The sequence below is a fragment of the Halogranum roseipondis genome, assembly GCF_059695585.1.
The window spans coordinates 259962-275074 of record NZ_JBUEED010000008.1 but is presented as its reverse complement, the minus strand read 5'-3'; the positions used below and the strand labels follow the sequence as shown (position 1 = coordinate 275074).

15 protein-coding genes and 1 pseudogene are annotated in these 15113 nt (G+C 58.7%); 9 read left to right on the top strand and 7 right to left on the bottom strand.

All coding sequences use genetic code 11. The annotated features are described in order from the left end of the window. Positions 1-73 precede the first annotated feature (73 nt). Positions 74-667: a helix-turn-helix transcriptional regulator gene (locus EOHIBHHM_RS25180; protein ID WP_497259773.1), complete on the bottom strand. Its 594-nt coding sequence runs from the start codon at positions 665-667 to the stop codon at positions 74-76. A 132-nt stretch (positions 668-799) separates the two neighbouring features. Continuing rightward, entirely contained in the window at positions 800-2203 is a 1404-nt protein-coding gene (locus EOHIBHHM_RS25175) for a permease (RefSeq protein ID WP_497259771.1), read from the bottom strand. A 336-nt stretch (positions 2204-2539) separates the two neighbouring features. Here EOHIBHHM_RS25175 and EOHIBHHM_RS25170 point away from each other — a divergent pair, with 336 nt between their 5' ends. Further along, positions 2540-3019 carry a hypothetical protein gene (locus EOHIBHHM_RS25170; protein ID WP_497259769.1) on the top strand — a complete coding sequence of 160 codons (480 nt, stop codon included), beginning with the start codon at positions 2540-2542 and terminating at the stop codon, positions 3017-3019. Continuing rightward, complete coding sequence (locus EOHIBHHM_RS25165) at positions 3019-3318, top strand: hypothetical protein (RefSeq protein ID WP_497259767.1); 300 nt, start codon at positions 3019-3021, stop codon at positions 3316-3318. Before EOHIBHHM_RS25170 ends, EOHIBHHM_RS25165 begins: the two co-directional genes overlap by 1 nt. A gap of 46 nt (positions 3319-3364) precedes the next feature. Here EOHIBHHM_RS25165 and EOHIBHHM_RS25160 read toward each other — a convergent pair. From EOHIBHHM_RS25160 to EOHIBHHM_RS25145, 4 genes and pseudogenes are all read right to left on the bottom strand, one after another. Then, positions 3365-3583: pseudogene (locus EOHIBHHM_RS25160) on the bottom strand (RNA-guided endonuclease TnpB family protein); the annotation flags it as partial. Positions 3584-3706: 123 nt separating this feature from the next. Continuing rightward, a complete protein-coding gene (locus tag EOHIBHHM_RS25155; RefSeq protein WP_089828169.1) occupies positions 3707-3931 on the bottom strand; it encodes a DUF7123 family protein in 225 nt (74 codons plus the stop codon). Positions 3932-3953: 22 nt separating this feature from the next. Then, positions 3954-6560 carry a heavy metal translocating P-type ATPase gene (locus EOHIBHHM_RS25150; protein ID WP_497259765.1) on the bottom strand — a complete coding sequence of 869 codons (2607 nt, stop codon included), beginning with the start codon at positions 6558-6560 and terminating at the stop codon, positions 3954-3956. A gap of 108 nt (positions 6561-6668) precedes the next feature. Beyond that, positions 6669-7268, bottom strand: coding sequence for an AsnC family transcriptional regulator (locus EOHIBHHM_RS25145; RefSeq protein ID WP_497259763.1), 600 nt, complete (start codon positions 7266-7268; stop codon positions 6669-6671). A 131-nt stretch (positions 7269-7399) separates the two neighbouring features. Here EOHIBHHM_RS25145 and EOHIBHHM_RS25140 point away from each other — a divergent pair, with 131 nt between their 5' ends. Further along, positions 7400-7597, top strand: a complete 198-nt coding sequence (locus EOHIBHHM_RS25140; RefSeq protein ID WP_497259761.1) for a heavy-metal-associated domain-containing protein — start codon at positions 7400-7402, stop codon at positions 7595-7597. Between the two features lie 215 nt (positions 7598-7812). On the opposite strand, the gene EOHIBHHM_RS25135 is transcribed toward EOHIBHHM_RS25140, so the two are convergent. Next, positions 7813-8073: a hypothetical protein gene (locus EOHIBHHM_RS25135; protein WP_497259759.1), complete on the bottom strand. Its 261-nt coding sequence runs from the start codon at positions 8071-8073 to the stop codon at positions 7813-7815. A gap of 24 nt (positions 8074-8097) precedes the next feature. On the opposite strand from EOHIBHHM_RS25135, the gene EOHIBHHM_RS25130 reads away from it, so the two are divergent. From EOHIBHHM_RS25130 to EOHIBHHM_RS25105, 6 genes are all read left to right on the top strand, one after another. Continuing rightward, entirely contained in the window at positions 8098-10047 is a 1950-nt protein-coding gene (locus EOHIBHHM_RS25130) for a copper-translocating P-type ATPase (protein ID WP_497259757.1), read from the top strand. After that, a complete protein-coding gene (locus tag EOHIBHHM_RS25125) occupies positions 10010-10372 on the top strand; it encodes a glycoside hydrolase family 32 C-terminal domain-containing protein (protein ID WP_497259755.1) in 363 nt (120 codons plus the stop codon). Before EOHIBHHM_RS25130 ends, EOHIBHHM_RS25125 begins: the two co-directional genes overlap by 38 nt. Positions 10373-10748: 376 nt before the next feature. After that, a complete protein-coding gene (locus EOHIBHHM_RS25120; protein WP_497259753.1) occupies positions 10749-11996 on the top strand; it encodes an RNA-guided endonuclease InsQ/TnpB family protein in 1248 nt (415 codons plus the stop codon). A gap of 213 nt (positions 11997-12209) precedes the next feature. Beyond that, positions 12210-13040 carry an IS5 family transposase gene (locus tag EOHIBHHM_RS25115; RefSeq protein ID WP_497252184.1) on the top strand — a complete coding sequence of 277 codons (831 nt, stop codon included), beginning with the start codon at positions 12210-12212 and terminating at the stop codon, positions 13038-13040. Between the two features lie 144 nt (positions 13041-13184). Then, complete coding sequence (locus EOHIBHHM_RS25110; protein WP_497259751.1) at positions 13185-13568, top strand: hypothetical protein; 384 nt, start codon at positions 13185-13187, stop codon at positions 13566-13568. Positions 13569-13723: 155 nt separating this feature from the next. Beyond that, positions 13724-15007 (top strand): DolP-mannose mannosyltransferase, encoded by a 1284-nt coding sequence (locus tag EOHIBHHM_RS25105; RefSeq protein WP_497259749.1) that lies wholly within the window; start codon positions 13724-13726, stop codon positions 15005-15007. Positions 15008-15113: the final 106 nt, after the last annotated feature.

Below are 15113 nucleotides of genomic sequence, written 5' to 3'. Positions count from 1 at the left end.
AGCACACAGCATTCAGCGGGCACCCGGGGGATACAGCGGCTTTCCGGGTGTCCTCAATGCAGGGCAACGATAGCTATTGTGCCTGGTTCTGCTGCAGGTTGTCACTCGGATAGATACGATACGTTCGCCCCTGGCGCTCGCGGTACAACAGCCCACGTTTCTCGAGGGCACTCACGGTCTGACTCACCTTGCTCTTCGAAAAGTCCGAGCGATCCCGGAGCTCAATCTGCGTGATTCCGGGTGAGGAGAGGACCGGTTCGAGGATGCGACGTTCGTCATCCGGCAGGAGGTCCAACACGCGAGCTTGCGGCTGGGTTTCGGGATTGACTGCCGCAGTCGGTTCGACGGGGCTTTCTGGCGAGTCAGGCTGCTCTCGATCAGTCGGGTTCGAGATCTCCTTCTGTGGATGGGCAGTTACGTCTGTGCTGGTGAGATCACCCCGGATCGTGAGATACCCGCCACTGATGATGGCCGTGACCAGGAGGGTCCCGAGGACGTACCAGAGCGGGTTCGTTCCGTGAACCGCTCCCATCGACGTGCCCATCATCGATCCCATCTCCTCGAAGGCCTGCTGTTGCTGGTACGCTCGCCAGCTGAGCGCCCCACCAGTGATGAGGACAGCAGCGACGAGAAGACCGACTACTGTATCGGCTCGCCGTTGAATCATCCGTCCCACCTCGATCGGCTGTTATATTCGTTCATGCCTGAGGGTTGGCGAGACATCGGTGTAGCAGTTTTGATTGGTTGAAGCACTGCGCGGGACTGCTTGGCTGCGAAACTCGATATCGGGTGACAGCGTTCAGTGATGCTCATGGCTCTGGGAGGTTCCTCTCTCTGGGATTCTTGAATGTTGATGTGCAAATTCGGATGGATGCTTCGCGAACGATCGCTTGCACTGATTCGAACAGAAGTAGTACGTCTCGCCGTCGTGGGTAAGACTCGGCCCGCTATCGTCGGTCCGCATCCCACAGACTGGATCACGGTACTCGCCTGGTGCACCGAGTCCACGCCGGTAGACGTAGAGGAGGAATCCCGAGAGGGCGACCCCGACGATGTTGAGGTAGAACGTGTAGTTGAGTTCGAAATACGTCTGTTCGCTCGCGGTCTGTCCGCCAGTGAGGTCCGGGACGATGTCGAGGGCCTCGAACAGTTCTTCCATGAGAAAGCCCGTGAAGGCCATCGTCACGAAGAAGACAGCGAGAATGTACAGCATCACTTTCCAGCCGTAGTACTTCCGGTAAACGTTCAGGACGGGAATTGTGATGAGATCGGCGTAGACGAACGCGATGACTCCCGCGAAGCTGATGCCGCCGCCCCACAGCGCGACGGCGAACGGGACGTTGCCCATGCTGCCAACAAAACTGATGACAGCGATTGTCACACCCATGATGGCGTTCTCTGCGCTTACCAATAGCCCCTCGCCCTGGAGGAAGAGCGTGCTCCAGACCCACTGCGGGACGAAGACGATGACGAACCCCGAGATGAGAAAGCCCGCGACGACGTCCTTCCAGATCATCGACCACTCCTTGCGATACTGATTCCCGACTTTGTACCACCCGCCCCACGAGAGGAGTTCGTCACGCCACCCGCCACTACTTGCAGCCTCCTGCTGGTAGGTTTCCAGACAACCCTTCGAGCAGAACTTCAGCGTCTCGCCCCCGTCGGTCATCAGCGAGTACTCGTCTTTTCCTTCCATCCCACAGGTCGGGTCTTCAGTGATTCCCTGGTCGTGGTCGCGTTGATTCAGTTCCTGCCGTACTTGCTCAAACAGGTTCTCAGGGAGCGTCAGATGGACGAGGACCGCCATCACGGCGATGAGAATGACGCCGCCCAGGAGTTCTGCAACCAGGAATTCCCACCCGAGGAGGATAAATATCATCAGACCAAGCTCGACGATGAGGTTCGTCGAGGCGAACATGAACGCGAGGATGTTCACCGCGTGCGCACCCTTCTTGAACAGTCCTTTCCCAATAGCGACTGCACCGAAGCTGCAGCCGCTACTCGCGGCGCCGAACACCGTCGCCTTCGTGAGGCCACTCAGATTCTCTTCTCCGAGGACTTGGGCCATCCGCTCTTTCGAGACGTAGACCTGGACGAGACTCGTAATGACGAGCCCCATGATGATGGCCCAGGCCGCCGTCCAGAGGAACCCGACGCCGATCCGTAATGACTCGAGGATTCCGTCGACGAGGGCTGCTTGCATATCTAGACTAGGGTGGGCATCGATTATGCCGATTGTCCTCAATAAACTGAAGTTTTGACTGCTCTCAACCGTATATTCGAAGGGAGCTTCATCCTGAAATCGTCTTTTGTTGTTCGGACTTCTATTATCTGACTTCACCGACTGTTCGTACACCGGCTCCGGTGAGCGGGTACTTCGAGTCGTTGCTACAGACAGGCAAGGCGAGTGCCTCATGCCTGGCTTCGTGGTGGTTCACAGCGAACACACACGAGTTCCACAACCGCGCCGTACGTTCTCTCAGTTCATTCTCGTCGGAGAGAACACAACGCTAAGTCATAATATCACCAACATATAGACATGCCCCATCCAGGAATCGGCTTTCATGCCGTATTCGGAGAGGTTTCTGCCGTTCTCTTTCTCTGGACGTTCGTCGAAGTGTATCGAGGCATCGATCAAACGAATGTCGTCCGTGTTAGACGGATCTCTCTCGTTGCACTGATATCGCTCGCGTTAGCGTGGGTCATCGGCGGCAATTACTATCTCACTGGCTATCAGCAGGTCAAGGAACTCATCGTCGAGGGGCCGCAGCCATGGAGCCATCTCGTCTTCATGGAGGCTAAAGAGCACATCTTTCTCTTCTTACCCATCCTCGCTATTCTCCAGACGATGGCGCTACGAGCACACGACGAGATATCCGGCGACGCTCGATATGCTCTACTCGTGGTTACAGGACTGTTGATTCTCGTCGCGTTCCTCATGGCCGGAATGGGGTATCTGATAACGAGTGGGTTCCGAGCAGCAACGGAGCCGGCAGTACTCTTCAGAGGAGGCCCCTGATGGCTACAGAATCGCTGTTTCGATACTACGTTGCGACAGTCGCTTCGATATGGTTCGTCACCGCCCTTACACTCGCGGCGGAACTGTCCCCACCGCTCAAAGCCTTCATCGCGACCGTATTCTCGCATCACTGGCTCGGCAAGAGCGTCCTCACGCTCGTCCTGTTCGGACTCGTCGTCATAGCCACGCCACAGCGTCGATGCGATGAACGGCAGTGGGCGAACTACGCGCTACTGAGTGTCGTTTCAGGGGGCCTTCTTATCCTCGGGTATTTCTCGTTTCATTATCTCATGACGTGAATCGCTTCGGAATCAGGTGGTTCGAGAGAGCTCTGCTCTCTCGTCATCACGAGACGGCTTCGCCGTCTCGGACGACCCCGAGGCTTCCTGCGTCGATGACGCGCTTTGCAGACACCGAAGTGGTGTCCGTAGGGAGCGCAGTCACCACAGGCGTGTCTTCGGGCCATCCTAGCTCAGAAAGCCGCGTTGCAGGACATTCATCGCCGCGTTCGCGTCCCGGTTACACTCGAACCGGGGGGCAGGAGTGTTCACGCACCCAGATGGGAACCGGTCGTAGATGCAAGGAGCACCGCACTGATGAGTACCACTGGAGCAAGCAAATATAGCGCCCACAACTCCCGAGTACCGGGGTCAGGGAGTGCAGTCTCGACGCGTCGAGTGACGGTACTCACGACTCGCTCGTCTCAACTCGCCACGTCGTGCTCTTCGAGCGACTCCACTGCTCAAGCGACACGTCGACAAGTTCGTCCTGAAGTTGGCTCAGATACTGTGCGACAGCTTTCGGCGAGCCGTCGAGGTCACCGGCAATCTCACGGGCCCGCAGATACGTCGGTTCTGTGCCGGCCCTCTCAACGAGGTACGCGCGCACTGTTTGACGGGAAACGTTGGACATGATGAATCGGAACGTCTAGTGGTTAGCGGAGCTTTCCAAGCAGTTCGTAGTCGTGGTCGGGTGTGTACCGACGGAACAGCAGGCTATTCGTCAGCACCGATACCGACGAGAACGCCATCGCGCCTGCCGCCAGCACTGGCTGGAGCAAGCCGAGCGAGGCGAGCGGGATCATCGCTGTATTGTAGCCCAGCGCCCACACGAGATTCTGTTTGATCTTCGCCAGCGTCGCATCCGAGATGCGGATGGCTTTCACGACGTCGAGCGGATCATCGCGCATCAGCGTCACGTCCGCGGCCTCAATCGCAACGTCAGTACCCGACCCGATGGCCGTCCCGACGTAGGCGACGGCGAGGGCGGGTGCGTCGTTGACGCCATCACCGACCATCATCGCCTTCCGCCCTTCGTCCTGAATTGACTCGACGGCGTCTGACTTGTCCTCGGGAAGGACCTCCGCGTGGACGTTCTCCGGGTCGATGCCGACTTGCTCGGCGACCGCGCGGGCGGTACGCTCGTTGTCGCCAGTGATCATCATCACGTCGACGCCGCGCTCCTGCAGTTGGCTCACAGCGTCTTTCGCACTCTCTTTGATCGTGTCGGCATCAGCGACCACACCGACGAGTTCACCCTCGTAGGCGACGAGCATCGCCGTCTTCCCCTCGTTCTCGAGGCGCTCCATCGTTTCCTGAGCGGACGAGGGGTCGATGCCGTTGTCACGGAGGAGCTTCCGATTGCCGACTAGCACCTCGCTGTCACAGACGGTCGCTGTGATGCCGTGACCGGGGACGTTCTCGAAGTTATCGGGGTCACCCACGTCGATGCCGCGCTCTCTGGCTCCGTCGACGATGGCCCGGGCGAGCGGGTGTTCGCTCCCGCTCTCGGCCGTGGCTGCGAGCCGCAATACGTCGTCCTCGCTGAGGCGGTCACGTGCGGTCAGTTGGCCGCCATCGGCAGCGGTGTCGCCGCCGTCCGAAACCGGTTGGCCGTCGCCATTGAAGACGACGACGTCGGTCAGTTCCATCTCTCCCTTCGTCAGCGTCCCGGTCTTGTCGAAGACGACCGTGTCGACGTCTTTCGCTCGCTCGAGGATGTCACCACCCTTGAACAGGACGCCGTTCTGTGCGCCGATAGTGGTCCCGACCATCGTCGCCGCAGGCGTCGCCAGTCCCAGCGCACAGGGGCAGGCGATCAACACGGCCGACGCGAAGACGATGACTGCGAACTCGAAGACCGACACGCCGCCGGCGGCGACGGGACCGCCCGCGACGAGCCCCCACAGTGGGAGCCATTCGACGACTCCGGCGAGGACCTCGGGGAACAGGTACCAGACGACGCCCCAGAGAACGGCGTTCGCGATGACTGCTGGCACGAAGTACGCGGAGATGCGGTCGGCGAGGTTCTGGATGTCGGGCTGGCGCGACTGTGCTTCCTTGACAGTCTGGACGATCTGTTGGAGCGCCGTATCTTTCCCGACCTTCGTCGCTTCCACGACGAGCACGCCGTTCTCGTTGATGGTCGACCCGACCACCTCGTCACCCTCGCTCTTTTCGACGGGGACGGACTCGCCGGTCACCATCGACTCGTCGACCGCCGACTGGCCGTCGACGACCACGCCGTCGGTCGGGATCTGTTCGCCGGGACGGACCTTCATCCGGTCACCGACCTCGACCTCTTCGAGGGGTATCTCTTCCTCGTTTCCTTCTTCGTCAACGATAGTGGCCGTCTCGGCTTCCATCTCCAGCAGCTTCCGGAGTGCCTCACCGGCCTGCCCCTTCGACCGGGCTTCGAGGTAGTTGCCGAGCGTGATGAACACGAGGATGAGCGCCGCCGTGTCGAAGTAGAGTCCCCCGGCAATCAGGCCGAGCAAGACGGCCACCGAGTAGACGTACGCGGTCGTCGAGCCCAGCGCGATCAACACGTCCATGTTGGAACGCCCGTTCTTGACGAGCGCCTTGTAGGAGTTCTTGTAGAACGGCCAGCCCAGCACCAACTGAACGGGCGTCGCCAGTAGGAACTCGGCCCAGCCGAACTTGATGCCGAAGATCGTCTCCGGAAGGACGCCACCGCCGAGGAGGAACTTCTCGACGAGGAAGAACAGCAGCGGCGCCGACAGAGCCGCGCCGAAGAGCGTCAGCCGCAACTGTCGCCTGATATCCTCCTGCCGGGCAGCCTCCCGAGCGTCACCTCCCGGCCCGTCCTCGGAGTCAGCGTCCTCGCGGACGGGCGAGTAGCCAGCATCCTCGATGGCGTCGTAGAAGTCTGTGAGGCCCGCCTCAGCCGGATTGTACGTGACCTGTGCTTCGTTGGTCGCGAAGTTTACGTCCGCTTTGACGACGCCCGGCGTCCGTTCGAGCGCGTCCTGCACTGTCTCCGAGCAGTTCGCACACGACATGTCCGTGATGCCGATGCTCACCGAGTCCGTGACCGGCGAGTAGCCGGCGTCCTCGATGGCATCGAAGATTCGAGCGAGCGAGATCTCGTCCGGGTCGTACTCCACGCTCCCCTCGTCGGTCGCGAAGTTGATGTTCGCGTCCGAGACGCCATCTAAGGACGTGACGGCGTCGGCGATGGTCTGCGAACAGTTCGCGCAGCTCATCCCTTGAATGTCGATTTGGCTTCGGCGCTGACTCATTAGATACTCATAGGGGTCCCTTGTTCAATCGGTTTACCCTTTCAGGTGTTCGGTGACAAAGCGCCTAAAGTTTTGAATCCAAAGCAGTCTGGCAAACGCGATCGCGAATCAATCGGCTCCTTGCTGAAGCTGCTCGTATTTCTCCTCGAATCGGGATTCACACGATGGACAACAGAACTGGTACAGGTCCCCGTCGATGCGGCTCGCTGTCCCCTCACTATCGACCGTGTTCCCGCACTGGGCACAGGAGAGGGCGAACTCCGTCCCGCCGAGGTCGGGCGACCAGTCAGCGCCTGCCAAGAGCGTTACCCCGAAATCCTCGATTGCTCCGTCTTCGAGCGTATCGTCGAGCCAACTCGCAACGTCGTTGTCCGGGACTCGTGCATAGACGATCAGATCGGCTTCAGCGGTGGTGAATACGTGTTCGACCGCTCCCTCGTCTAGAAGTACACGTTTAATCGATGCGACACCTGGGCCGCCCGAAGCGACATCCAGCGTCAGCAACACAGGAATGCCCTTCCGGAGTTGTGAGTGATCGACGTCAAGTGTGAATCGATTGATGATGCCCATCTCCTGCAGTCTCGCCACCCGGTCCGAGACGGCCGGTGCCGAGAGACCGACGGCATCAGCGATGTCACTGTACGGTCGACGGGCGTTCGACATCAGGAGCTGGAGGATTTCGAGATCGGTTTCGTCGAGGTCACGCATAGTGAGTCAACGGCAACGACTGACTAAAGCATCTCGGTGCCACCTGCTCAGTTTCCAAACTTTGGGTTGGTTGATACCCGCTCGTTCGAAGGGAAAATCCGCATAAGAAGGGGGAGCGTAGATATTGGTGTATGTCGACGACCATCACCGTCGAGGGGATGACCTGCGGCCACTGTGAACAGACAGTCGAAGAAGCGCTTCGAGAGGTGAGCGGCGTGTCCGACGTGACCGCCAATCGAGAAGCCGAACAGGCGAGCGTCGATGGCGGGGCTGACACCACAGCACTCGTCCAGGCCGTCGAGGACGCTGGATACACCGCCTACGCCTGAGAAACACCCCGACGAACGCCCCGCCGTTCTCGTTCGATACGGGCCCTTCCGATGGCACCGCGCTGTATCAGGGTCTGGACAATATAATGAGAGACGGCACCAAAACTCATACCATGAGCAACCATCCAGACCACGAGACCTCCGGAAACTCCTCCGCAGAGCCTCAGCCCTCGCATCGATCCGAAGGATCCGTCTACTGTTGTCGAATTTGCCAGCTAGAAGCAGATGCTGAAGCGCTGGCAACAACCCGCGCGTCGTCCGAGCAGCATTCCCACTCCCCGGAGCACGAAGCACACACTGCAGCGGATGAGGCCACCACGGAATCCGAACACTCGGACGAACACGCACAGCACGAGCACGAAGCCGAGCACGGGCACCGCCAAGCCGAAACCGAACACACTCACCACGGAGAAGCAGAGCACGACCGCGGTGCGCACGTTCACGAGGGAGGTCCACACGAGGACCACGGCGCCCACACGGACCACACGGGCCACGAGAAAATGTTCCGCCGGCGGTTCTGGGTGTCGCTCGTCCTCTCGGTACCAGTCATCTTCTTCAGCGAGTTCATCCAGAACGTCTTCGGCTACACCGCGCCGACGTTCCTAGGTAGTGTCTGGATCACGCCCGTTCTCTCGGTGGTCATCTTCGCGTACGGTGGCGTGCCGTTCCTCTCGATGGCCCGGACGGAACTCGAGAACCGTGAGCCGGGGATGATGATGCTCATCTCTCTGGCCATCAGCGTCGCGTTCGTCTACTCCATCTCGAGTCTATTCCTTGAGGGAACGACCCCGTTTTTCTGGGAACTCGTCACGCTGATCGACATCATGTTACTGGGCCACTGGATGGAGATGCGGTCGGTCCGACAGGCCTCTGGTGCGCTCGACGAGCTGGCGAAGCTCATGCCCGACACCGCAGAGCGTATCACCGAGAGTGGGGACACGGAGGAGGTTCCAGTCTCCGAACTGTCAGAGGGCGACGTCGTCCTCGTCCGTCCGGGGGCCTCCGTTCCTGCAGACGGTGAAGTCGTCGAGGGTGAGTCATCGGTGGACGAATCGATGATTACCGGCGAGTCCCGACCTGTGGATAAGGAACCCGAGTCGGAGGTCGTCGCTGGCACGGTCAACCAAGACGGAAGCCTCCGCGTTCGCGTCACGAAGACCGGCGACGAGACGACGCTGGCGGGCATCATGCGTCTCGTCGATGAGGCACAGAAGTCGAAGTCCCGGACGCAATTACTCGCTGACCGAGCGGCAGGCTGGTTGTTCTACATCGCTCTCGCCGTCGCTGGTATCACCGCCGTCGCCTGGGTCGTCGCGACCGGGTTCAACATCGCTGTCCTCGAACGCGTCGTGACTGTCCTCGTCATCGCGTGTCCACATGCCCTCGGACTCGCGGTTCCGCTCGTCGTCGCCATTAACACCTCCACTGCAGCCCAGAACGGGATGCTCATCCGCGACCGCATCGCCATGGAAGAAGCCCGGAACCTCGACACGGTGATGTTCGACAAGACGGGGACGCTGACGAAGGGTGAGCAGGGCGTCGTCGGGGTCGAGACGGCAGGTGACTGGGACGAACAGCGAGCGTTCGAAATCGCCGCTGGCGTCGAAGGTGACTCCGAGCACATGATCGCCCGCGCTATCCGGAACGCTGCCGCCGAACGTGACGTCCGACGGGCCCAGGTCTCGAACTTCGAGAACCTCCGCGGCCTCGGCGTCCGGGCGACAGTAGATGGCGAGACGGTCCACCTCGGCGGGCCGAACCTGATCGAAAAACTCGGGATCGAACGACCCGACAACATTGTGTCGTTCGCCGACGAAGCAGGCTCGAACGCCCAGACCGTTATCTACCTCGTGAGCGAGGAGTCCGAGGTCGTCGCGGCTTTCGCCCTTGCGGACGTCATCCGCGAGGAGAGTCGCCGGGCTATCGAGGCGTTGCACGGGATGGGCATCGAAGTGGCAATGCTGACTGGTGACTCTGAAGACGTCGCGAAGGCGGTCGCCGAGGAACTCGGCATCGATCAGTACTTCGCGGAAGTCCTGCCCGAGGAGAAGGACACCAAGGTCGAACAGCTCCAGTCCGAGGGGAAACTGGTGGCGATGGTCGGCGACGGCGTCAACGACGCCCCGGCGCTTACGCGAGCCGACGTCGGCATCGCAATCGGCTCCGGAACCGACGTCGCTATCGAGTCGGGCGACATCATCCTCGTCGACAACAATCCCCTGGACGTGGTGCGGCTCATCCGGCTCTCGAAGGCGAGCTATCGGAAGATGCAGGAAAACCTCGTCTGGGCGACTGGCTACAACGTGTTCGCGCTCCCGCTCGCCGCCGGGATTCTCGCCCCAATCGGGATTCTGCTATCGCCGGCGATCGGTGCCGTGTTCATGTCCCTGTCGACAATCATCGTCGCGATCAATGCCCGCCGGCTCAAGGGAGTCGATCTTACAACATGAGCACGATTTCTCGACCGGGTATGTGACAGTTGGCAACGCTGCTGAAAGAATACTGACTGGGCAAACGTGGCGGTGTTCTTCTTCATCGAAGTTGGTTTCGTATGATGTCGCAGACGCGCCACTTGAGCCACGTGACGACGGGACAATCCAACTCCGTGTGTTCGTCGATAGATCCTCCGTCGAGAGATTTGCCAATGAGGGACGCATTACGATGACAAATATCGTGTTCCCCGACTGGAACAGCACCGGTGTCTCCCTGTTCGCTGAAGGCGGTTCCGCCATGCTCGAACATCTGATTGCCTACGACCTCTCTCCTGAGTCGTAGTCGGGCCAGAAGGCAAGCAGTCCGGACGGTTCAAAAGCCAATGTTCGACGTCGTCGTCAGCACCCGCACACGAGCCCCCTGACCGAGACCTTCCGTGTCGCTAAAGATGCTGCAGGGACAGGTCTGGATTTGCTCTCCGATTTCAAGCCGTCTCCCAGCATCTCAGACAGATTCGGTCGGTTCTTGAATAGAAAGACAGTATCACTATCATAAGAACACATTATTTCAGCGCAATTCAAGGTGGAGCCTCCGGCCTCAAGGAGCGAACGGAGTGAGCGAGTAGGCCGGAGAGGAAACCGACACGGTACGGCACAACCGGCGTACTGCGACCGGCAGACTCCCGAATGTATAAGTACCGTCGGGTACTCTCTGAAGTATGGACGTGCGTCGAACCGCCGTCGTGAAACTCTCCGTTTCCGACGAGCAACGCGACGCGCTCCACCGAACCGCCGAGCAATACCTGTACTGCGCGAACCGAACTGCCGGCTACTGTTGGTCAGACGACTCCTACACCGAGTGCAAAACCAACAAGCGAGAGGTTCGTGACGCGCTCTACTCCGAACTTCGAGAGGAGACGGACCTACAGGCGCAACTCGTCCAAGCCGCCATCAAACGCGCCGTCGAAGCGGTCAAAGCGTGTGTCGAACGCTGGAAGAAGGGACAGCGCGTCTCTTGTCCAACGTTCACCGCCGAGACGATGGACTACGACACACGGAGCGCGACCTTCTACCGCAACAAGGTGTCGCTGGCAACTGTTGAGGGCCGAGTCGAACCGTCGTTCGTTCTCCCGGCAGACAGCCCGACGCCCTACGAGCGGTACGTTCTCTCCGATGACTACGAGTTCCGCGAGAGTACACTTCGGTACGACGCGGCGACCGACGAGTTCTACCTCAACATCTCGACGCGGCGGACAGACGGCGACGCAGAGGTTTCGGAAGATACCGAGCACCCCGACCAAACGGTCCTCGGTATCGACCTCGGCGTCAACTCACTCGCCGTCTCCTCGACCGGCACGTTCTGGCAGGGAGACGACTACGACCATTGGTGCCGCGAGTTTGAGAAGCGACGCGGTGAGATGCAACAGCGCGGTACACAGGCCGCACACAACGCTTTGCTTCGCCTCGGGAAGCACGAAGAAGCGTGGCGGAAACAGTACATCCACACGGTCGCTAACGAACTCGTCACGGAAGCCGTCGAACACGACTGCGACGTGATTGCGTTCGAGGACTTGACCGACATTCGAGAGCGGCTTCCGCAGGCGAAGTGGCACCATGTATGGGCGTTCCGACGCCTGTTCGAGTACGTCTCCTACAAGGCACCTGAGCAGGGTGTCTCCGTGGAGCAGGTTGAACCGAACCACACGTCCCAACGGTGTTCTCGGACGGACTGTGGGTTCACGCACGAAGACAACCGCCACGGAGAGCACTTCAAGTGCCAGAAGTGCGGGTACGAGGTGAACGCGGACTACAACGGCGCGAAGAACATTGGGCTACGGTACGCTCGAAAGCGGACGCACAAACTCCGTTCCTCGCCCAAGTCGGGGAGCGGAGACGCAGAAGTAGACCTGCGTATAAATGGTGGGATGTTGAACGGCAAGAGTCACCGGCCTATTGCCAGAGACTGATTGCCGGGAGTCCACATCAAAGCCCCACCCTCAAGGACCGAGGCGCGTATGCGCCGAGGGAGTAGGGTGGGGTAGTTTACAATGTCGTCGAGGATGAGCATCGTTCTGTCCGCCAGAGGGTTTTTTGCCCCTGAAGGGCTGTGTTGAATCACTAGACAGCGTCGAGATGGGTCGCTAAATCAAAGGAGTTGAAGCGGAGAGATTCGGTTGCCTATGACACAAATCTCCCGCTTCACTGGTGAGATTGTGCCGCTTGCTCAAAGGGTTACTGGCGATGGAGACGAATCCGCCGCCCCGGAAGGTGGCGGCGGATTCGCTGACTATGCCCTCGTTTCCCTCCATTGTCTGCGGATTTACCTCGATACGTCCTACCGCATGACGATCGACCTGCTCAAAGAGATGCCGCAAATAATCGGGGAGATCGGCCTCGAAGCGGCCGATCTCCCCTCACCATCTACGTTGTGTAAGGCGTTCGACCGATTCAGCATGAGCGTCTGTCGAGTGCTGCTGCGCCACTCGGCGCAGCTGCACGACCCTTCGAAGCACGGAGCGGTCGATGCCACGTTCTACGAACGAGATACAGCAAGCCGCCACTACTGCAATCGAACGAACTACCGCGTGCAGAAGCTCAAAGTCACGAAACTCGTCGATACAGACAGCCAGGCGATCCTTGACGTACACTGTTCGACGACCCGAAAAGGAAGTGATGCTGACCTCTGTGAGCAGATCGCCCGCCGGAACGCGGGCGATCTGCAGTCACTCGCCGCAGACAAAGGCTACGACAAGAAGGCGCTCAGAGAAGCGTTGCGGGAACTCGGGATTCGCCCGCTCATCAAACATCGCGTCTTCGCACCGTACGACCATGCACACAACGCTCGAATTGACCAAGATCGCTACGCACAGCGCTCAATGACTGAAACTGTGAATTCGGCTGTGAAGCGCTCGCTCGGCTACGCCGTGCGAGCGCGTGACTGGTATCGAGAGTTCCGTGAAATCACGCTGATGTGTGTCGTCTACAACATCAAGCGACTCATTAAACAGTAAAATCGTACGCTGTATGGCGATTCAACAGAGCCCCCTGAAGGGAGTGGGGCATTCCAAAACAGGAGTCTAAGCTACGGAAACAGATGAGACGGTTCTCAACTATCCCACTCGGTTATTAAGATAGGAGCGACATCCCCTACTGCCATGAAAGCAGTCAAGGCCGTGTTGTTCGTAGCATTACTCCTGTCGAGCGTCCTCGTTGCAGGGACGTTCGGTGCCGCGGCGGATACGGACTCCACACACAACCTAGACGACAGTTCCACGAATTCCGATTCAGACATCGTCGATATCGGGAGACAGGACGTCGCGATACGTGACCTCACGGTTACGGTCAGTGACACCCACCTGCGGGGTACTGGACTCCCAGACAGGTCGGTCGACGAGGCGAAGTACACCTTCGAGGAGTTGACGATAACGACGGACGGCTTCCTCGTTACCTACCAAGACACTACCTACCGGATCTGTGCGATCAACCTCACCCTCGACGAGGTCGGCCTCGAACTGCAGAACGTGTCGATCGGCGAGTAAGTGACCGACCGTGGCACGAACGACGAGAGATCTTAAAACTGATAAGCACAGTAGATTTCGATGTGAGAGAGGCCACAAGACTGATTGAAATACAATTCCTGAATTTTTCCGAGTACTGACCTACATGTGAATAGATTTACCGAACGACGTTACACATGACAATTAACACCAATATCTGGCCCCGATGGTTTCGTGGATTAGCACTTGCTGTCGTGGTGGTGTTCGGCGGGTCTGCCGGTGCAGCCATAGTCTCAAATCAGCCAATCGTCGCTACTGATGCTGCGCTCTTCCAGCATGTCGGGTGGCTCGTCACCCGTGGGAGCGTTCCATATGTTGATGTCTGGGATATCAACCCACCCTTAACATTTGCACTCACTGCTGGCCTTGCAATCCTCGCAGATGGCAATATGTACCTGCTGCATACACTGAGTGCTACAGCTACGCTCCTTGTAACCGCAATCAGTGTTCTCTTGGTCGGCTGGCTCGCTGCTCAGATGACTGGTGAGAAGACTGCCGGCCTTTTAGCAAGCCTCGTATTACTTGCAGTTCCTGAAGTATACGGCCTTCCTCCGTATGGTGTCCGGTCGCAATACTTCGCACTCTTCTTCGCGATCACTGCACTCGCACTCTCCTCTTGGGAGTACCCACTCCTTGCGGGGGCGAGTGTCGCTGCTGGGGCTGGATTCTGGCAACCCGGTATTGGAACTGTCCCTCTCGTCCTCGGAATTACTCTGCAACAAAGTGGTTTTCGGGGGGTCAGAAGAGCAGTATTCGGTGGACTCGGGGTTACCCTCATAACTGTCTTTCCCTTCATCATCACGGGAGCAGCTATCCCGATGGTGGTAGAAACGGTTATCGCTCCGTTGTATGTTCAAGCTCCGTCTACGCTTCTGGGCCGAAGCTATGCTATCATACACGCACTCGGTTATGCAACTGCTCTTCTTCCGGTAGCGGGCTATGGATGGCTTCAAGCGATTTCTTCACGTAATCGATGGTGGGTGCCCACTGGTGGATTGATTTATATGGGGGTTGCACTCTTCCTTAACATGAACGGGTCGCTTGATCTGCTGCTGTGGCTCGTGTTTGTTGCCTTTGGGGTCGCCATCGCTGTCGACTCAACAACGACCCAGGCACCCTCCCGTTGGGGTATTTTCATACTTGTTGTAACTGTCGTACTCGCAGGTCCCGTGTGGCATCTCACTGTAGCTCCGATGGAAAGACCGGTCGAAACACAAAAAGAGAATACAGAAGCCGAGAAAGTGACGCTGAGTCGTGATTATGGGCACTCAACTCCAGATATGCGGACGATTTACTGGCAAAAGCGACAGCCTAAAACGTGTCACTACCGGTTGAGTCGGACAGAACAACGATGGATAGCCAGGACCGACGCCCAACCGCGAGACGAAACCTGTGGAGAGTGGCCTGACTTGAGACCCTGAGTTCAACGCCATGCTAATTCTTCTACTGCTACATTCATAACAGTCGCCCAGTTCATGACATCTATCCATGTGCTTACTTTCTCGAGTGTTGGAACATGCTAAACAA